14 protein-coding genes and 1 other RNA gene are annotated in these 15,447 nt (G+C 40.1%); 8 read left to right on the forward strand and 7 right to left on the reverse strand.

Translation table 11 applies throughout. From position 1 onward, the window contains the following. The first annotated feature begins 26 nt into the window (after positions 1 to 26). From WA256_RS02760 to WA256_RS02770, 3 genes are read left to right on the forward strand one after another with little or no spacing between them, the layout of a single operon-like run. Positions 27 to 1,970 (forward strand): LTA synthase family protein, encoded by a 1,944-nt coding sequence (locus tag WA256_RS02760; RefSeq protein WP_063528281.1) that lies wholly within the window; start codon positions 27 to 29, stop codon positions 1,968 to 1,970. Between the two features lie 15 nt (positions 1,971 to 1,985). Further along, positions 1,986 to 3,611 carry a phosphoethanolamine transferase gene (locus tag WA256_RS02765; protein WP_335988874.1) on the forward strand — a complete coding sequence of 542 codons (1,626 nt, stop codon included), beginning with the start codon at positions 1,986 to 1,988 and terminating at the stop codon, positions 3,609 to 3,611. A gap of 20 nt (positions 3,612 to 3,631) precedes the next feature. Then, positions 3,632 to 4,012 (forward strand): diacylglycerol kinase, encoded by a 381-nt coding sequence (locus WA256_RS02770; protein WP_058586251.1) that lies wholly within the window; start codon positions 3,632 to 3,634, stop codon positions 4,010 to 4,012. Here WA256_RS02770 and WA256_RS02775 read toward each other — a convergent pair. From WA256_RS02775 to WA256_RS02795, 5 genes are all read right to left on the reverse strand, one after another. After that, the gene (locus WA256_RS02775; protein ID WP_335988877.1) at positions 4,009 to 4,242 is read right to left on the reverse strand and encodes a hypothetical protein; all 234 of its coding nucleotides are present in this window, start codon (positions 4,240 to 4,242) and stop codon (positions 4,009 to 4,011) included. The genes WA256_RS02770 and WA256_RS02775 overlap by 4 nt on opposite strands. A gap of 79 nt (positions 4,243 to 4,321) precedes the next feature. Next, on the reverse strand, positions 4,322 to 5,071 hold the full coding sequence (locus WA256_RS02780) for a hypothetical protein (RefSeq protein WP_335988879.1): 750 nt from the start codon (positions 5,069 to 5,071) through the stop codon (positions 4,322 to 4,324). A gap of 3 nt (positions 5,072 to 5,074) precedes the next feature. Continuing rightward, positions 5,075 to 5,794 (reverse strand): SIMPL domain-containing protein, encoded by a 720-nt coding sequence (locus WA256_RS02785; RefSeq protein ID WP_335988881.1) that lies wholly within the window; start codon positions 5,792 to 5,794, stop codon positions 5,075 to 5,077. A gap of 154 nt (positions 5,795 to 5,948) precedes the next feature. Beyond that, on the reverse strand, positions 5,949 to 6,794 hold the full coding sequence (locus WA256_RS02790) for an HDOD domain-containing protein (RefSeq protein WP_063528277.1): 846 nt from the start codon (positions 6,792 to 6,794) through the stop codon (positions 5,949 to 5,951). 187 nt (positions 6,795 to 6,981) lie between these two features. After that, positions 6,982 to 7,281, reverse strand: a complete 300-nt coding sequence (locus tag WA256_RS02795; RefSeq protein ID WP_063528276.1) for a hypothetical protein — start codon at positions 7,279 to 7,281, stop codon at positions 6,982 to 6,984. A gap of 279 nt (positions 7,282 to 7,560) precedes the next feature. Here WA256_RS02795 and WA256_RS02800 point away from each other — a divergent pair, with 279 nt between their 5' ends. The 4 genes from WA256_RS02800 (at position 7,561) to WA256_RS02815 (ending at position 12,611) form a co-directional block, all read left to right on the forward strand. Further along, positions 7,561 to 9,351 carry an ATP-binding protein gene (locus WA256_RS02800; RefSeq protein WP_335988886.1) on the forward strand — a complete coding sequence of 597 codons (1,791 nt, stop codon included), beginning with the start codon at positions 7,561 to 7,563 and terminating at the stop codon, positions 9,349 to 9,351. 226 nt (positions 9,352 to 9,577) lie between these two features. Further along, on the forward strand, positions 9,578 to 9,778 hold the full coding sequence (locus WA256_RS02805; protein WP_054564084.1) for a hypothetical protein: 201 nt from the start codon (positions 9,578 to 9,580) through the stop codon (positions 9,776 to 9,778). A gap of 247 nt (positions 9,779 to 10,025) precedes the next feature. Beyond that, positions 10,026 to 11,405, forward strand: a complete 1,380-nt coding sequence (locus WA256_RS02810; RefSeq protein WP_335988890.1) for an alpha-amylase family glycosyl hydrolase — start codon at positions 10,026 to 10,028, stop codon at positions 11,403 to 11,405. A 231-nt stretch (positions 11,406 to 11,636) separates the two neighbouring features. Next, positions 11,637 to 12,611, forward strand: coding sequence for a transposase (locus tag WA256_RS02815; protein WP_335988892.1), 975 nt, complete (start codon positions 11,637 to 11,639; stop codon positions 12,609 to 12,611). Between the two features lie 452 nt (positions 12,612 to 13,063). Here WA256_RS02815 and ffs read toward each other — a convergent pair. Beyond that, an RNA gene (gene ffs / locus WA256_RS02820) (signal recognition particle sRNA small type) lies at positions 13,064 to 13,160 on the reverse strand. Between the two features lie 136 nt (positions 13,161 to 13,296). Continuing rightward, on the reverse strand, positions 13,297 to 14,160 hold the full coding sequence (locus WA256_RS02825; protein ID WP_063528892.1) for a DUF3014 domain-containing protein: 864 nt from the start codon (positions 14,158 to 14,160) through the stop codon (positions 13,297 to 13,299). Between the two features lie 134 nt (positions 14,161 to 14,294). Between WA256_RS02825 and WA256_RS02830 the strand changes: the two genes are divergently transcribed. Further along, complete coding sequence (locus WA256_RS02830; protein WP_054562027.1) at positions 14,295 to 15,440, forward strand: patatin-like phospholipase family protein; 1,146 nt, start codon at positions 14,295 to 14,297, stop codon at positions 15,438 to 15,440. The last annotated feature ends 7 nt before the right edge of the window (positions 15,441 to 15,447 follow it).

Raw genomic sequence — 15,447 nt, forward strand, 5'->3', positions numbered from 1 at the left:
GTAGTTTCGATTAAGTAAGTACGACTATGACAACAAAACTTTCTGTTTTAAAACCTTTGTTCCGTTTTTCATTAATTTTAATGTCAGTATTTATACTGTCGAGAATTGCCTTGCTTGTATGGCAACACCAAAGGTTAGCTGATGGCGATAGCCTTGCCGTTTTATTAGGAGGCCTAAGAGTCGACTTAAGCAGCTTAGGCTACTTGTCAGCCTTGGCTGTTTTAATGTTAGTAGCTGATGTGCTTTTGCGCAGCAAAACCGCTTTATTTCAGCATGTTTTTACTTTTTATAGCAGTATAGTTATAACTTTAATCGTGGTTGTAGAGGCTTCGACTCCCGCGTTTATTACCCAGTACGATGTGCGGCCAAATCGTTTATTTGTCGAATACCTAGACTACCCTCAAGAAGTCTTTTCTATGCTATTACATGGCCACCTATTTGCCATGATAAGCACCTTAATTATTGCAACGCTTAGTTGTGTGTTTGCGTATCGTTTTATAAATGCAGCATTTAGCAAACAGCAAAATGCTAAAACGGTTAGCCAAGTGGTGATACTCGTTACGACTTTATTAGTTTGCTTAATTAGCGCAAGAGGCACTGTAAGCCATCGCCCGTTAAACCCTGCATTAGTGTACTTTTCAAGCGACTCACTGATTAACTCCTTGGCACTTAACTCAACTTACAGTGTTGCCTTTGCTATTAAGAGTATGGGCAATGAAAAAAATGCCAGTAGTTTATACGGTACCATGCCACGTGATGAGATTTTACAAACAGTAAAGCAAGCAGCCTATAAACAGCAGTTTATCACTGAGAAAATCCCTACCCTTGCCAACAACACACCTTTTAACACAGGCAAACAAAAGAATTTAGTGATCATTTTAGAAGAAAGCTTAGGCGCACGCTTTGTTGGCGAACTAGGTGGCATAGGTGTGACTCCTGAACTAGATAAGCTTTATCAACAAGGCTGGGGGTTTGATAACTTATACGCCACTGGCACACGCTCTGTTCGAGGGATTGAAGCGGTAACAACCGGGTTTACTCCATCACCTTCGCGCTCGGTGGTCAAACTTTCTAAATCTCAGCGTAACTTTTTCTCACTTGCTGATGTATTAACCCGCACCGGTTATTCCACCCAGTTTATTTATGGCGGTGAGAGTCATTTCGATAATATGAAAAGCTTTTTCTTAGGCAATGGCTTTAGCGATATTGTCGATATTAATGACATGCAAAACCCTGAGTTTATTTCGTCATGGGGAGCAAGCGACGAAGACTTGTTCAATCAAGCTGATATAGAGCTAAGTGAGCTAAATAAATCAGGCAAACCATTTTTCAGCCTTGTGTTTACCTCAAGTAACCACGACCCATTCGATATTCCAGAGGGTAAAGTAACACTGCCTGAAGGCCACGACCCAGAAAACTACAAACGCGATCTAGCAATCAAATATGCAGACTATGCTCTTGGTAAATTCATCGCGAAGGCAAAAACGCAAGATTACTGGCAAGACACCGTCTTTTTAGTGGTTGCAGATCATGATGTGCGCGTGTTTGGTTCAGAGCCTGTGCCGCTTAAATCTTTCCACATCCCTGCTGTGATCCTAAATAGTGATATGGATGCAAAGCGCGATACTCGCTTAGTCAGCCAAATTGATTTACCTGTTACTTTGTTGTCGTTATTAGGCGTTGAGCAAGCAACCCCCATGCTTGGTTATGATTTAACTCAACAATACCCTGTTGAGCGCGCCATGATGCAGTACTACGACAACTTTGCTTACGTAGAAAATGGTGAAGCCGTGATCCTGATGCCAAACCAAAAAGTGAGCTATTGGCGCTATGACTCTACAAGTAAAACGCAAGTTGCCATCGATAACACAGATAGCAGAGTTGAGCTTGCCAAAAAAGCCTTAGCACACGTCTTATTTAGCAATTTAGCTTATACCGAACAGTTGTATCGCTTACCAAATAAATCGTAGCGATGAGGAATGATTATGAGCATGCAAATTAAACAACTCCTTACTAAAAAATGGCACGTTAGCTACAGCCAATTTGTCTGGCTGGTGTCGTTGTACTTGGTTATTGCATTTAATGGCCTGTTTTTATTTAACATGCTTGAAGCAGCCAGCAAACCTGAACATATCAATTGGTTATTTATAGCAAGCGTACCGTTTTTCTTATTAGCACTGACGGCAATGGTGTTAAGTTGGTTATCGCTAATCACCTTTGTTAAACCCGTGCTTTTAACAAGCGTCGTGGTTTCATCGTTGTTGTTTTATGCAACCTTAAATTACGGTGTTATCTTTGATAAAAGCATGCTGCAAAATATCTTAGAGACAAATTCAGGTGAGGCTTTTTCATACCTTAATGTACAAGTTATCGCTTTTATTACTGTGCTAGGCGTACTGCCTGCTTACTTGTTTTCTCGCTTTGAAATTGTCGGAAACTTTCGTGTTCGTCTTAAAAGCTTTGCGCTTCTTAACGTTACAGCGTTTATTGCTGTAGCTGTTATTGCCGTTCCTTTTTATAAAGATTACGCCTCTGTAGGGCGTAATAATCGTCAATTAACCAGCTACATTACCCCCTTTGCATTTTATACTGCGGGCTATAAGTACCTGCGCGATAATTATTTTTATCCACCTCTACCATTTAAAGTCTTAGATAAAACACCGCACCTATTAGCTAAGCAACAAAGTTCACTGACGATTATGGTGGTAGGCGAAACAGCACGCGCAGCAAACTTTTCACTACAAGGTTACGACAAGCCGACTAATCAATATACCCCTAAACTTGGCGTTAAATATTTCAGTGATGTTAGTTCATGTGGCACCGCAACGGCCATTTCTGTACCTTGCATGTTCTCGCGCTTAGACCGCAATCACTATGATTCGCGCATCGCGCAAAGCCAAGAAAATGCCCTAGATATCATTCAACGAAGTGGTGTAGAAGTAACGTGGATTGATAACAATAGCAGCTGTAAAGGGGTTTGTGTGCGGGTAAACTCAGAAACGGTAGAACCAACAAAGAGCAACCCACTTTGTGACGGACGCTATTGTTTTGATGAAGTACTGGTTGAAGAATTGGCTGCAAAGCTTGCCAAAAGTGATGCGAAACACCAACTAGTGGTATTACATATGATTGGTTCACACGGGCCAACCTACTATCGCCGCTATCCAGAAAAAGACAGTAAATTTTTGCCTGATTGCCCACGTAGCGATATCCAAAATTGTAGCAGTGAGCAACTCACAAACACCTATGATAATACCATTGCTTATACCGACCTAGTACTGAGTAAACTTATTAATTTACTGCAAAGCAGTCAGGCGGATGACAAAGCCCTACTGTATGTTTCTGATCACGGTGAATCACTGGGTGAAAAAGGCTTGTACTTACATGGCTTCCCGTATGCGTTAGCGCCTAAAGAGCAAACCCAAGTGCCTATGCTGTTTTGGAGTAATAAACTAGCCGATACCCGCTTTAATCAATGTATCGAACAGCAGCGTAACCATGCTTTTTCGCACGATAACATTTTTGACACCCTACTAGGCTTAACCCATGTACAAAGCACTGAATATCACCCAGAGCAAGATATCTTTAATGCTTGCTCAACACAAAGCTAACGAAATAGAGATTTCATACTATGCAATTTGATAGCACTAACAAACCCATTGGCATTAAACGTATTCGCCTTGCATTCAAAAACTCCCAACGAGCATTCACGTGGTTGGCAAAGCATGAGTCTGCTTTTAAACAAGAGCTGATACTGTTGGTCCTAGCCATAGCGGTGGTTTTTGTATGGCAGATTAGCCTGTACGAGAAAATTATGCTGCTTGTATCAGTGCTATTTGTGATGTTTGCTGAAGTCGTCAATACGGCAATTGAAGCCGCCATTGACCGAATAGGCCTTGAAATTCATCCATTATCAGGCCTAGCTAAAGACTTAGGATCCGCAGCCGTACTGATTGCTTTAACGATTTGTGCGTTGGTATGGGGCGGCGTGTTTGTTAATAACCTAAGCTAACTCGCTTTTTTATCATCAGGGGTGTCATTACAAAGTGCACAGTGGCGCCCTTTTGATGAATGATATAAACGGGTTGCGATAAAAATGGCCGTGGCAATAAAAGACCAAAGTAGCGCAAAGCCTAACGCGCCCATTGTCTCGTGACCTTTTAGAATTTCCACCATAAATAATAAAATAGCCACTAACGTAAAAACTTTAGTGGTTCTTAGTATCCAAAATTTTGTACCCACAACTTACTCCTTTATACCAGAATCCTTAGAACGAGACACCTTTGAAAGAAGAAGTGTAGTACAAAATAAGAAAAACAACCTAAAAAGCTAAAACAGGCCCAGACAATATCTGTACATTATTTCTAAATACCTCTAAAAGCCCTGTTGGTGAGTGCTCAGTACCAAGCACTATCACATGACAGACATAACGATAGCCATTGTTAGTAAAGGTATAAAAATGATTCCCTCCACTGCCATCAAAGCTTAATGTGCCCCCTGTGATCACAAGGCTTGGCTCATCTTGCATAGATTGATCAATCCCCCATGCTGCATAACGGTACTGATTATCAGCCAGTTCATCGATACGAATTAAATGCTGTTTTGTTTGCCACGTTAATATCGGCTTTATAAATTCACGGAGGCTTTTATGTAATGCTTGTTTTTGCTCGTCAATCAGCGCTTCGCGTTGTGCTTTTTCTGACTCTGATTCATAAGGCACAGCCCAAATAGAGCCATCAAAGTCTAACCACAATTTGCCTGAATCAAACATGATGCCGCGCCACCCCATCATTTCCCAATCATGGCGAACGTTTGAGTTCACGATTTTTTCGACAAACTCTTTATCAAAAATTTGCTCAAAGTTTTCTATAAGCATTTGCTCATTTTCAATTGCTTGCAGCGGCTCTTTGCGCTGCAGTGGATAATGCACTCGCTTAGCAATGGCAGCTTTATCACCTGCCTTAAATGCCGCAACCACAGGTTTGACAATATTTATGTGCTTTGTTGCGGCAAGACCACTGAATGCCATCAACAAAAGGAATAGATAAACACAGTACTTAAAAAATCTCATTAATTACTCGACCACCAAATCAAACACAACATTGACACTTGCTCTGAAGGTAATCGATTCTTGTAAATACTTACCTTCTGGGACTGTATTAATACGTGAGCCCGTGACCATGATTCGTTCAATATTTGTATTGCTACCATAGCCAAAGTGACTACCTATCTCTTGCGATTGAATACTATACACCCGACCAAGTTTCGCTTCGAATGCGCTTGCAAGGCTACTTCCCTGCTGTTTGGCATTCGCAACTGCTTTATCAAGAGCGGCTTGCTCGTAATCTGAGGCTTTGGTTGATAAAAGTTGAATTTGCTCGATTTGATTGACACCCACTTTAAGCGCAAAGTTTAAAAAGCCGTCCAGAAGGGAGAGTTTTTTAAGGCTGACTTTGACCTTGCGCGTGGCTCGAAAGCCATCTTTAACTTGGTTATCATTTTCGTCATAACGCATGTTCGGCTCTACGAAAATTCGCCCCGCAGAGATACTTTTTTCGTCTATTGAGAAATTATTTAAGCCCGCCAGGAGTTCATTAACTTGCGTATCGACTTGCTGCTTAGCCTGCACGCTTTCAGCTTTTACAGCTTCAAACTCTAACGTGATATCAGCCCTATCGGGGGCTGTACGCACAACTGCCTCACCTTTAACAACAATATGACGATTATCCGGCAGACTTGTTGCAGCTATCGCAGAACTTGAACATAAAACTAATGGTAACAGTAATTTAAGCATCGTAACCTCTCCCTAGAAAAAGTTATGATGCCTTGCTACAGCAGGAAAGTATAGTAATGCATACTTTCTTTCGATGTAAAAAAGCGAGTGATGATAACTCACCACTCGCAAACTCATCGAAGTTAAGATGATAGGAAATAAACGCTAATTGGCTTTAACTTGCCATCGCATTGTCGACGTAATCTTCGACCATATCGGCAAAATCTTGATCAACAATACCCAGCTCTGCAAAGCACTGCTCTTTAATTTTAAACCACTCGCTCGAATATTGTTGGTGGCGGGCATAGTCCACAGCACTTTCTGCACATTTTAAGATGGCATACGCCATACGTTGTTGCTCATCATTGTTTTGCTCTAAAAAGTGCGTGTTGTGATGATTTAAAATAACGTGACAAAGTGGCTTAGGTAGGTGCCAAGATACCGAGATAAAATAACCAATCACCGCATGATCGCACTGATAACGAGCCTGCTCTAGGTCGGTAATCGCGTGCTCTTTTGCTAGGTTTGCTTGTTTAAGAACCTCGACATAATCTCTGAATTTTAATGCCATTGCAGCAATACCGACATTATGAAAAAGCCCTAAAGAGTAAAGCTCATCCACTGGCATTAATGACTTATAACTGTTACCTAGCAGTACACAGGCATTCGCAACTTCAACCGACTCATCCCAAAAGCGCTCTAAGCTAATACAGGCATTGCCTTTAAAATTTTGCTTAAGCAAGGCTAAGGTTACTAGCCGGTTAAGCTGATCTAAGCCTAAAAACATCGCCGCTTGGCGTATATCACTAATGGTGCGTTGTAAACCAAACACCGGACTATTTATTGTTTTTAATAATAAAGCTGAAAGACTGATGTCTCTTGATATTAGCTGAGCTATTTTATCTAGGCTTGCATCCGACTTTTGCATTTCATCGGCAATTTGGCTCAATAGTTCAGGTTTAGGTGGAATATGAAAACCGCGTTCAAGCGAAACTAGGCGTTGTTCATCTAAGTTGATCATTTGCCCAAGAGCCTCCGTTAATAAGCAACGAGCAATTTAATAGTTTAGATGGGTAAAATACCCTAAGAACTTTGCCTTAGTATTGTTTGAGATCAATGTGTTGCGAAGAAAGGAAATTAATTAATGAAAAGCTAACACGGCACATTATGGCAGGTTGCTATAATATGCCGTCTTTTTGAAGATTTGCTTAGTGAGCAAGTACGCTTAGCCACTCATCTGGGTTTGCTAGAATGAACTCAAATACATCGTTGTTATTTAAAGTAATGCGAATTCCATCTGCTGTAATTGGTAGAATACCCGCGCCTTTACCCGAACACTTATCAACGTTATTGATGTGCGCTCGTGAAAGTGTGTATGGACCTAAGCCTAATTCTTTATTAAACGGTTCAAAAACAATCTCTTGCTCAGTCACTAAAAGCTTACCATCCGCTTTTGCGACACCCGATTGAATAGTCGCTGTTGATTCTTTGACTGTGTGTGCGTGCATATCCTTTACTCCACTTAACAGATGAGTGTTAACTTACACTCAATGAAACCTTAAAATTTCGTACCAACTTAAGATACACCACGTACGAAAAAAGTACAGTGTAATTGATTTCAAACTTTTTTATAAAAACTTGATTATTCGCTTTAAGTTACTTTTACCTAAGTTGTTAAGGTTTTTTATTATCCTCATAAAAAGTCATTCTGAATTAACCCCTTTCTTATGTGAACGAAAAAAATACTGCTATGCTTAAATTAACAACAGGATAGGTGCGGTAAACTGATGACAAAAGCGTTACAGCAAACTAAAAACAAGTTGAAAGTGAATGCAATTATCGTGATTGCATTAGTAACGTCGCTCACTGTTACCTCATTATTCTTTTACAAAAATGTCGACTCACAATGGCATGACTATTCAAAAACCGCCGCTAACGTTTATGTACTTCACGACAAGCTAATACAAAGACTCGGTTATGGTGGCTTTATTCACCATTTTAAAAACCTAGTGCTCAGAAAAAATACAGAACTGTATCTTCCGCCCATTGAAAATGAACTCACCGAAATAAAAAAGATCCTTGCCAAACTTGGCGCAATAAAAGAATACGATCATACAGCGCTTACTGACGTTAAAAAAACGGTTATTGAATATGAAGACAAACTCGATATTGTTTTAAAAATGATAGCTAACGGCGCGACTAGCGAGCAGATAGATACCACTGTAAAAGTAGATGATACAGATGCATTGAAGGCACTTGCTGCGTTCGAGCGACATGTAAAGTTAATGCTTCAAGATAAAAGCATCGCCATTGATGAAAACTTCCAAATTGCTTACATCGTGCATGTGTTAACAATCATATTGCTAACTAGCATATTGCTTATTTATTTTAGAAAGCTTTCTAACTCTTATAAACAACAGATTGAGCTAACTGAGCGTGCATTAGAAGGTGCGAGAATAAAATCAGAATTTTTAGCCAATATGAGTCATGAAATACGCACCCCACTTAATGGCATTATGGGGCTTTTACAAATTTTGCAGCCGAACATTCAAAAACCGAAAAATATAGAAGTTGTTTCTAAGGCGTTGTTTTCTTGTCGGTCACTCCTTACCATCATCAACGATATTTTAGACTTTTCGAAAATGGAGGCGAACGAGCTTTATATTGAACAGGTAGATTTTTCGATGTCGAAGGTTGTTGAGTCGATCAATTCTGATTTTCTGCCGCTTTGTAACGAAAAAGCAATTGAATTAAACATAGATATAGACGATGACGTTGAAGATTTATGGATAGGAGACCCAGTTAGGGTTCGACAAATTATTTTAAACCTGGTTTCTAACGCCGTTAAATTTACCGAGCAAGGTGGCGTACAAGTAAAAATTAATAAATCTTCGCAAAGCCAAAAACAAGGTGTTGAGATAGAAGTGATTGATACCGGCATTGGTATGAATAAAGAAGGTTTAATGCATCTGTTTAACCGTTTTCAGCAAGCCGATAACAGTATAACGCGGCGTTTTGGCGGGACTGGATTAGGAATGTCGATCACCGCAAATCTTATTAACCGTATGAACGGCCGTATTGATGTAGATAGTGCACTCGGTAAAGGCACCCATTTCACCGTTTATTTACCGCTCAAAGTATCTGAAAAGCAGCACTTAAATGATAGCTTTACCGATGTAACTGCACCTGACTTATCGGCTAAAACGGTACTAATTGCTGAAGATAACCCACTCAATACCATGATCATCAAGTCAATGCTTGCAGAAACCAACGCTGAGCTTCATTTTGCAAAAGATGGCGCTGAAGCAGTCGAGCTATTTAAACAACTCAACCCCATTTTAGTTTTAATGGATATACAAATGCCCACAATGGGGGGGATCGAAGCCTGCTCACATATTCGTAGTATTGATAAAGAGGTGCCTGTTATTGCTTTAACTGCCAACGTGATGAAAGAAAATATCATCGAATACATGAATTGTGGTTTTAATGGTCATGTAGGCAAACCCATTGAAAAGCATTTACTATTTAAAGCACTGCATGATGTTATTGCAATTAGCCGTGACGAGCTCATAGACTAGGCTTCCCAAGCAGAAAAGTTTTATCTCCACTTTATTTTCAATGACTTACAACTTCACTTCTACGTTTCTCCTGCTGATTCAAAATCGTATAATTTTTATCCAATATTAATTGACTTGGCTAAAAAGATCCCTCATAGTCGAAAAAATCATCAGTACACATTAGACCAAATTATAAAACCAAGTAGCAACTAAAATGCTATCAACAAAAATGTGGAGGAGATGCGTTATGAACCGTAAGTCAAAATTAATCTACCGTATTATGTTGGCCTCTAAGCTTCATAGCCGTAATAAAGAGATATCACTCGATAAACTAAAACAAGGCTGCTGCCTAAGTGACTCTGAATTACTAACCATTATAAAAGAGCTAGAAATTAAAAAACTGATCAGCTGGGATGCCAGTAAATCTACTTTTATGATTTCAGCCTAGCTCGGCATATTTAAACGACAGCTTAGCTTTTTCTTGCTGTCGTTTTACATATTTCCCCACCCTATTTAATCATTTAAGTATTTAGCCACCACCCACCTCTAATTAAGCTTTTAAATAAGATCTTAATCGATTATGTAACCACATTGTGAATACGTATGCATTTAATTGTAAATATTAGCTCAGGGTATATATTTAGTCGAAGTGTTGTTTTTTCATGCAACACCTTTATTCGACAACAAGGCCTGATATGAATTCATTGCTAACCAAAAGTTTGCTTATTTTATTACTAAGCCTAACTACTGCATGTACACTCACTAAAACTTCAAACAGTGCCTATGAGCCCAAACCCTACGTAAAACTTACTCACCCAGAGTGGTCAAAAAATGCGGTGCTTTATCAACTCAATACTCGCCAATTCACTAAAGAAGGCACCTTTAATGCAGCACAGCAGCAATTGCCACGCTTGAAAGAGTTAGGTGTTGATATTATTTGGCTTATGCCCATAAACCCGATTGGTGAAGAAAACCGCAAAGGCAGTTTAGGTAGCCCTTATTCTGTAAAAGATTACCGTAAAGTAAACCCTGAGTTTGGCACATTAGAAGACCTTAAAGCCTTTGTGAACAAAGCTCATGATATGGGGATGTATGTCATTTTAGATTGGGTAGCAAACCACAGTGCTTGGGATAACTGGCTTCGATATGAGCACCCCGATTGGTACGACCGAGACTACAAAGGCCAATTTAGACCGACACCATGGTGGGACTGGTCTGACATTATTGATTTTGATTATTCAAAACCTGATCTACGTGAGTACATGACAGAGTCAATGAAATACTGGGTAAAAGAAGTCGGTATTGATGGCTATCGCTGTGATGTAGCAGGCTTTGTACCCGTAGATTTTTGGAATAACGTCCGCCGTGAGCTTGATAACATAAAGCCTGTTTTAATGCTGGCTGAGTGGGAGTCTCGCGATTTACATGCCGAAGCCTTTGATATGACTTACGCCTGGTCATGGTCTGAGCACATGCATAAAATTGTAAAAGGTCATGCTGATGTTAGCGCCCTCTTCGTTTATTACTCATGGAACGAAAGTGCATTCCCAGCAGAAGCTTATCGCCTTGTGGGTGTTGCCAACCATGACACAAATGCATGGGAAGGCACCATGTTCGAAAACTATGGTGATGCACTTGAAGCCGTTATTGCATTATCTGTCGTTGGCGAAGGCTTCCCGATGATTTACAACGGGCAAGAAGCGGGTAACGATAAACGCCTCGCTTTTTTCGAACGTGACCCAATCAAATGGCAAAAGCACCCTATCGGTGATTTATATCAATCATTATTTACACTCAAACATAATAATGAAGCACTGTGGAATGGCCAATTTGGCGGCCGCATGGTACATGTACCAAACAGCGCACCAAAACAAGTACTAAGCTTTGTTCGTGCAAAAGGCAACGATAAAGTATTTGCTGTGTTCAACCTATCGAAAGAGCCACAAACAGTTAACTTTAAAGAGCCATTGTTTTTAGGTAATTACACAGATGCTTTTTCAAAACAGGCAATGGAATTTACTCAAACAACAGAACTTACAATTCCAGCATGGGGATTCAGAGTGTTTGTAAAATAACTCTCTCTCCTTAGCTTGCTCCCCCAATAAACCAAATTTGATCCCATAATTAAAATATGGGGTCTAATAATCAATTAATTACTTTACTAACAAGACACCCATATTAATTTCTATTACTTCACAGAGTTAAACCTATAAAAAATAACCCCTAACTAGATACCCAGCTTAAAATTTCTCACTTCTCAAAATTATGACTAAACTTAAATTGTTCAACTCATGGAGGAGAAGAGCATGGCAACCCCACGTAGAAACTTAATTAGCGTTTCAAACACGCCTTACTACCATTGTATTTCACGCTGCGTTCGTCGCGCTTATTTGTGCGGAAAAGATCCACTGACGGGTCGTTCATATGAACATAGGCGGGGTTGGGTTGAAAACAAACTACTTCAACTTGGCCGGATATTTTGTATTGATATTTGTGCCTACGCGGTTATGAGTAATCACACTCATCTAGTCCTACACATCAATATAGCAAAAGCTAAGCGTCTAAATAATAAAGCGATTCTAATTAGGTGGCACAAATTATTCAAAAGTACATTCCTATGCCAACGATTCTTAAATGGCGAATTGCTAACACAAACAGAGCTTTCTGCGGTTAATACCAGAGTAAGTTTATATAGAGAAAGGCTCAGCAGCATTAGTTGGTTTATGCGAGTTCTTAACGAGGGTATTGCACGAAAAGCGAACCTAGAGGATGAATGTAAAGGACGATTTTGGGAAGGTCGCTTTAAATCACAAGCTTTACTTGATGAAGCAGCACTTGCCGCTTGCCTCGCTTATGTAGATTTAAATCCTGTTAGAGCAAAAGCGGCCGATTTACCAGAAGAATCTGACTATACCAGTATTAAATCTAGAATTAATGCAGCTCAAAATAATAAGCAACCGAAATCACTTATGCGCTTTGCAGGTAAACCTCGTAAACATATGCCTAAGGGACTACCATTTGAACTCAAGACATATCTGCAACTTGTAGATTGGACAGGCCGTTCAATACGACAAGATAAGCCAGGGAAAATCCCAGAAGATGCTTTACCAATACTTGAAAGATTAAACATTTGTACTGACAACTGGCTTACACTCACAACCTCATTTACACGCTCATTTAAAAATACGGCTGGTAAAGAACAGGCTATATCTGCTTATACAAATCACATGAAACGAAAACGAAGAAGCTCTATTAGCACTAGTCGAGCACTATTTGCCTAAACCGAAACTCGAAAATATTTAGAGTAGCCTTGCATTTGGACTAAGCTTGCCCGAAATCTGGCACTAGTCAGAGAATAACTACAGCATCATGTAAAAAGAACATTCGATTTATAAATAAATTTAGTAAATTAATTTAGAACGACTGGGTAGCCTTATTTAAAGTCAGCTATTAAAAATCTACTAAAGTAGCCTAAAGTGGGTGTCTTTTTAATTTTTGTAACCTGTACCTCACCAGCTGTGTCTCCTTCAAATCAATTATGTACATAAAAACGAAGTTCACATTTTTAATGTGGGTGTCTAATTAACTCTAAATTGGATGTCTTGATAACTTAGAAAATAAATAAGCTTAAAGTTAAATTAGATTAATAGAAGAATAAAAGATTGTTTCTAAAGAAAGCTTTAAAACGGAATTTATATGAGGAAAGTCACCCAAAGAAGATTTTGGGTGGCAGTCTTACCAGCCGCATCTCGGCACACACGTCACACGCTGTGGCTGCTCCCTTCCGGGCCTGACCAGGTTCACCTGCTAGTGTTGCGAGAGGACCAATAAGACTACCATTGAGGGCCTTGTTTGGCGCGGGAGGGATTATCTCTACTTTTAGCCTGTTATTCAAGGGGTATTCGAAAAAGAAAGTGCGATTGCATACTTGGTATACAATCGCACTGTCATTAAGGGGGTTATCGCTTACTTTTCAAGTTCAGCTTTAATGTTGAGTAATGCAGCTTTCACTTTTTTCATATTTTCTGGGCCCATACGCAGTAATTGTTTTTGCGCATCAGGTAGGTTTTCCCACTCAGAGTATGCATATTGATAAGTGACTGAGTTGCGAACAAGTGGCATATCACCTTTTGGCTCTGGCGTATCAAGCAGTACGTCAATAGCCTCTTCTAGCGTGCCTGTGAATGCATCACCTTCGTAGCCAATTTCTGCATAAGCTTCGTTGATAAGTGGTTTGTATTCATCATACATACGAATAACTTGAGCAGCGCTTAGGCTAGTAAATAGTTTTACGTATGGCGTATAGCGCTCATAGCTATTTGGGTCGATTGTTAAAATGTCGCCCTCAATAACTTTAAACGACTCTTTAGGACGCTCAACAGGTGCATGGCTTAATGCCACTTTACCTTTTGCGATGTTATCAACATACACAACACCACGACGAATAAGGTCATCGGTCACCATTAAGCTCATCACTTGGTCACTTAGTAACTCATCCATACGAGCAACAACCACTTCATCGCTTTCATTTAACGTTGGTAGTGGCTCGACTTCTGGAACTGGCTCTGGAGTGCGCTCTGGAGCAGTATCGACTACAACTGGTTCTGGCTCAGGCTCTGTCACTTCAGGTTCTGGTTCAGGCTCTTGATACTCAACAACTGGCGCTTCTTCTGCAACAATGTCTTCAACAACTTGCACTGGTTTATCTTCAGGCTTCAATAAAATAAACGCTGCCACACCAGCAACAAGAATAAGCACAACCACCGCAAAAATCAGGTTGTTATTTGATGAACCCTTTTGTACTTCAGGCTCTGACGAATGCTCTGACATAGACACTCCCTTAAAAATAAAACAGATAAAAATACGAAAAAACCATTTAGCCTTGAGCTAATCTTTGCTTCTTCTAGCTTAAAGACTTACAGTTGATAAATAAAGTAAAGACGCACAACTATTTAAATGCAACCATGAGCAGTAAGTTAAAAAAAACACAACACTCTAAAATCGCTTTATTACTAACAGGTGGTGGCGCGCGAGCGGCTTATCAAGTTGGTGTGCTTAAAGCGATAACGCAAAGCATGCCTCGTACAGCCCCACTGCCCTTTACTATTATTAATGGGACATCAGCTGGCGCAATTAATTCCGCAGCGTTAGCATGTTATGCATCGTGTGCGCATTTAGCATGCAAAAAACTCGAATGGGTGTGGAAGAATTTTTCGACTTCTCAGGTTTATAAAAGCGATTTTTTAAGTGTGTTTTTGCATATTACTCGCAACATGCTTACGAGTTTTCAATCTGAACATATAAATCACCCACCTGCGAGTTTGCTGAATAATAAACCGCTGAGAAAACTGTTGCACGAAATACTCGATTTATCGCGTATCGAACGAAATTTACATAAAAACTACCTAGATGCAGTGTCGATTACTGCTTCGAGCTATACAACTGGTGACTCTGTCGCATTTTTTCAGTCACTGACACAAAAACCGTGGCGCAGAGCAAAGCGTGAAGGGCAAGCAACCCGCATTAATGTTGAGCACTTAATGGCATCGAGCGCTATTCCGATGGTGTTCCCGAGCGTGAATGTTTATAACCACTATTTTGGCGACGGCTCTATTCACCAACTTTCGCCACTGAGTCCTTCGGTTCACTTAGGTGCTGAAAAAATCTTTATTATTGGTGTTGATGAGCCAAAAGAATTGCACCCACCGGGTTACCAGCCTCATTACCCGGGCCTTTCTAATATTGCAGGTCACTTACTCGATAGCGTATTTACCGACACGCTACAGTCTGATTTAGAGCGCTTACAGCGTATTAACCGTACTTTGAGCCTTTTGCCTGCCCGCGACAAACACCAAGAGTTAAAACAAATCGAAACTTGCGTGATCAACCCATCGCAAAACTTTAATGCAATCGCAGCTCAGTTTTATGATGACATGCCTATGGCAATCAAACTGTTACTACGCATGATAGGCGTGAAGAAACGTTCGCAATCGAGTTTAACGAGCTACTTACTGTTTGAAAAACGTTATACCCAAAAGCTTATTGAAATTGGCTACCAAGATGGCCTTAAAAAGCTACCTGAAATTCGTAAATTCTTAGAACTGGAGTAGCTAATAG

It is taken from the genome of Pseudoalteromonas sp. CH_XMU1449-3, from assembly GCF_037027245.1.
GTDB classification, from domain to species: domain Bacteria; phylum Pseudomonadota; class Gammaproteobacteria; order Enterobacterales; family Alteromonadaceae; genus Pseudoalteromonas; species Pseudoalteromonas shioyasakiensis.

Bases quoted from the DNA above. Each gene is read 5' to 3' on its own strand.
- WA256_RS02815 (WP_335988892.1), top strand. From the start codon at position 11,637: ATGGCAACCCCACGTAGAAACTTAATTAGCGTTTCAAACACGCCTTAC.
- WA256_RS02795 (WP_063528276.1), bottom strand. From the start codon at position 7,281: ATGCACGCACACACAGTCAAAGAATCAACAGCGACTATTCAATCGGGT.
- WA256_RS02760 (WP_063528281.1), top strand. From the start codon at position 27: ATGACAACAAAACTTTCTGTTTTAAAACCTTTGTTCCGTTTTTCATTA.
- WA256_RS02830 (WP_054562027.1), top strand. From the start codon at position 14,295: ATGAGCAGTAAGTTAAAAAAAACACAACACTCTAAAATCGCTTTATTA.
- WA256_RS02805 (WP_054564084.1), top strand. From the start codon at position 9,578: ATGAACCGTAAGTCAAAATTAATCTACCGTATTATGTTGGCCTCTAAG.
- WA256_RS02780 (WP_335988879.1), bottom strand. From the start codon at position 5,071: ATGAGATTTTTTAAGTACTGTGTTTATCTATTCCTTTTGTTGATGGCA.
- WA256_RS02800 (WP_335988886.1), top strand. From the start codon at position 7,561: ATGACAAAAGCGTTACAGCAAACTAAAAACAAGTTGAAAGTGAATGCA.
- WA256_RS02765 (WP_335988874.1), top strand. From the start codon at position 1,986: ATGAGCATGCAAATTAAACAACTCCTTACTAAAAAATGGCACGTTAGC.
- WA256_RS02785 (WP_335988881.1), bottom strand. From the start codon at position 5,794: ATGCTTAAATTACTGTTACCATTAGTTTTATGTTCAAGTTCTGCGATA.
- WA256_RS02790 (WP_063528277.1), bottom strand. From the start codon at position 6,794: ATGATCAACTTAGATGAACAACGCCTAGTTTCGCTTGAACGCGGTTTT.
- WA256_RS02770 (WP_058586251.1), top strand. From the start codon at position 3,632: ATGCAATTTGATAGCACTAACAAACCCATTGGCATTAAACGTATTCGC.
- WA256_RS02810 (WP_335988890.1), top strand. From the start codon at position 10,026: ATGAATTCATTGCTAACCAAAAGTTTGCTTATTTTATTACTAAGCCTA.
- WA256_RS02825 (WP_063528892.1), bottom strand. From the start codon at position 14,160: ATGTCAGAGCATTCGTCAGAGCCTGAAGTACAAAAGGGTTCATCAAAT.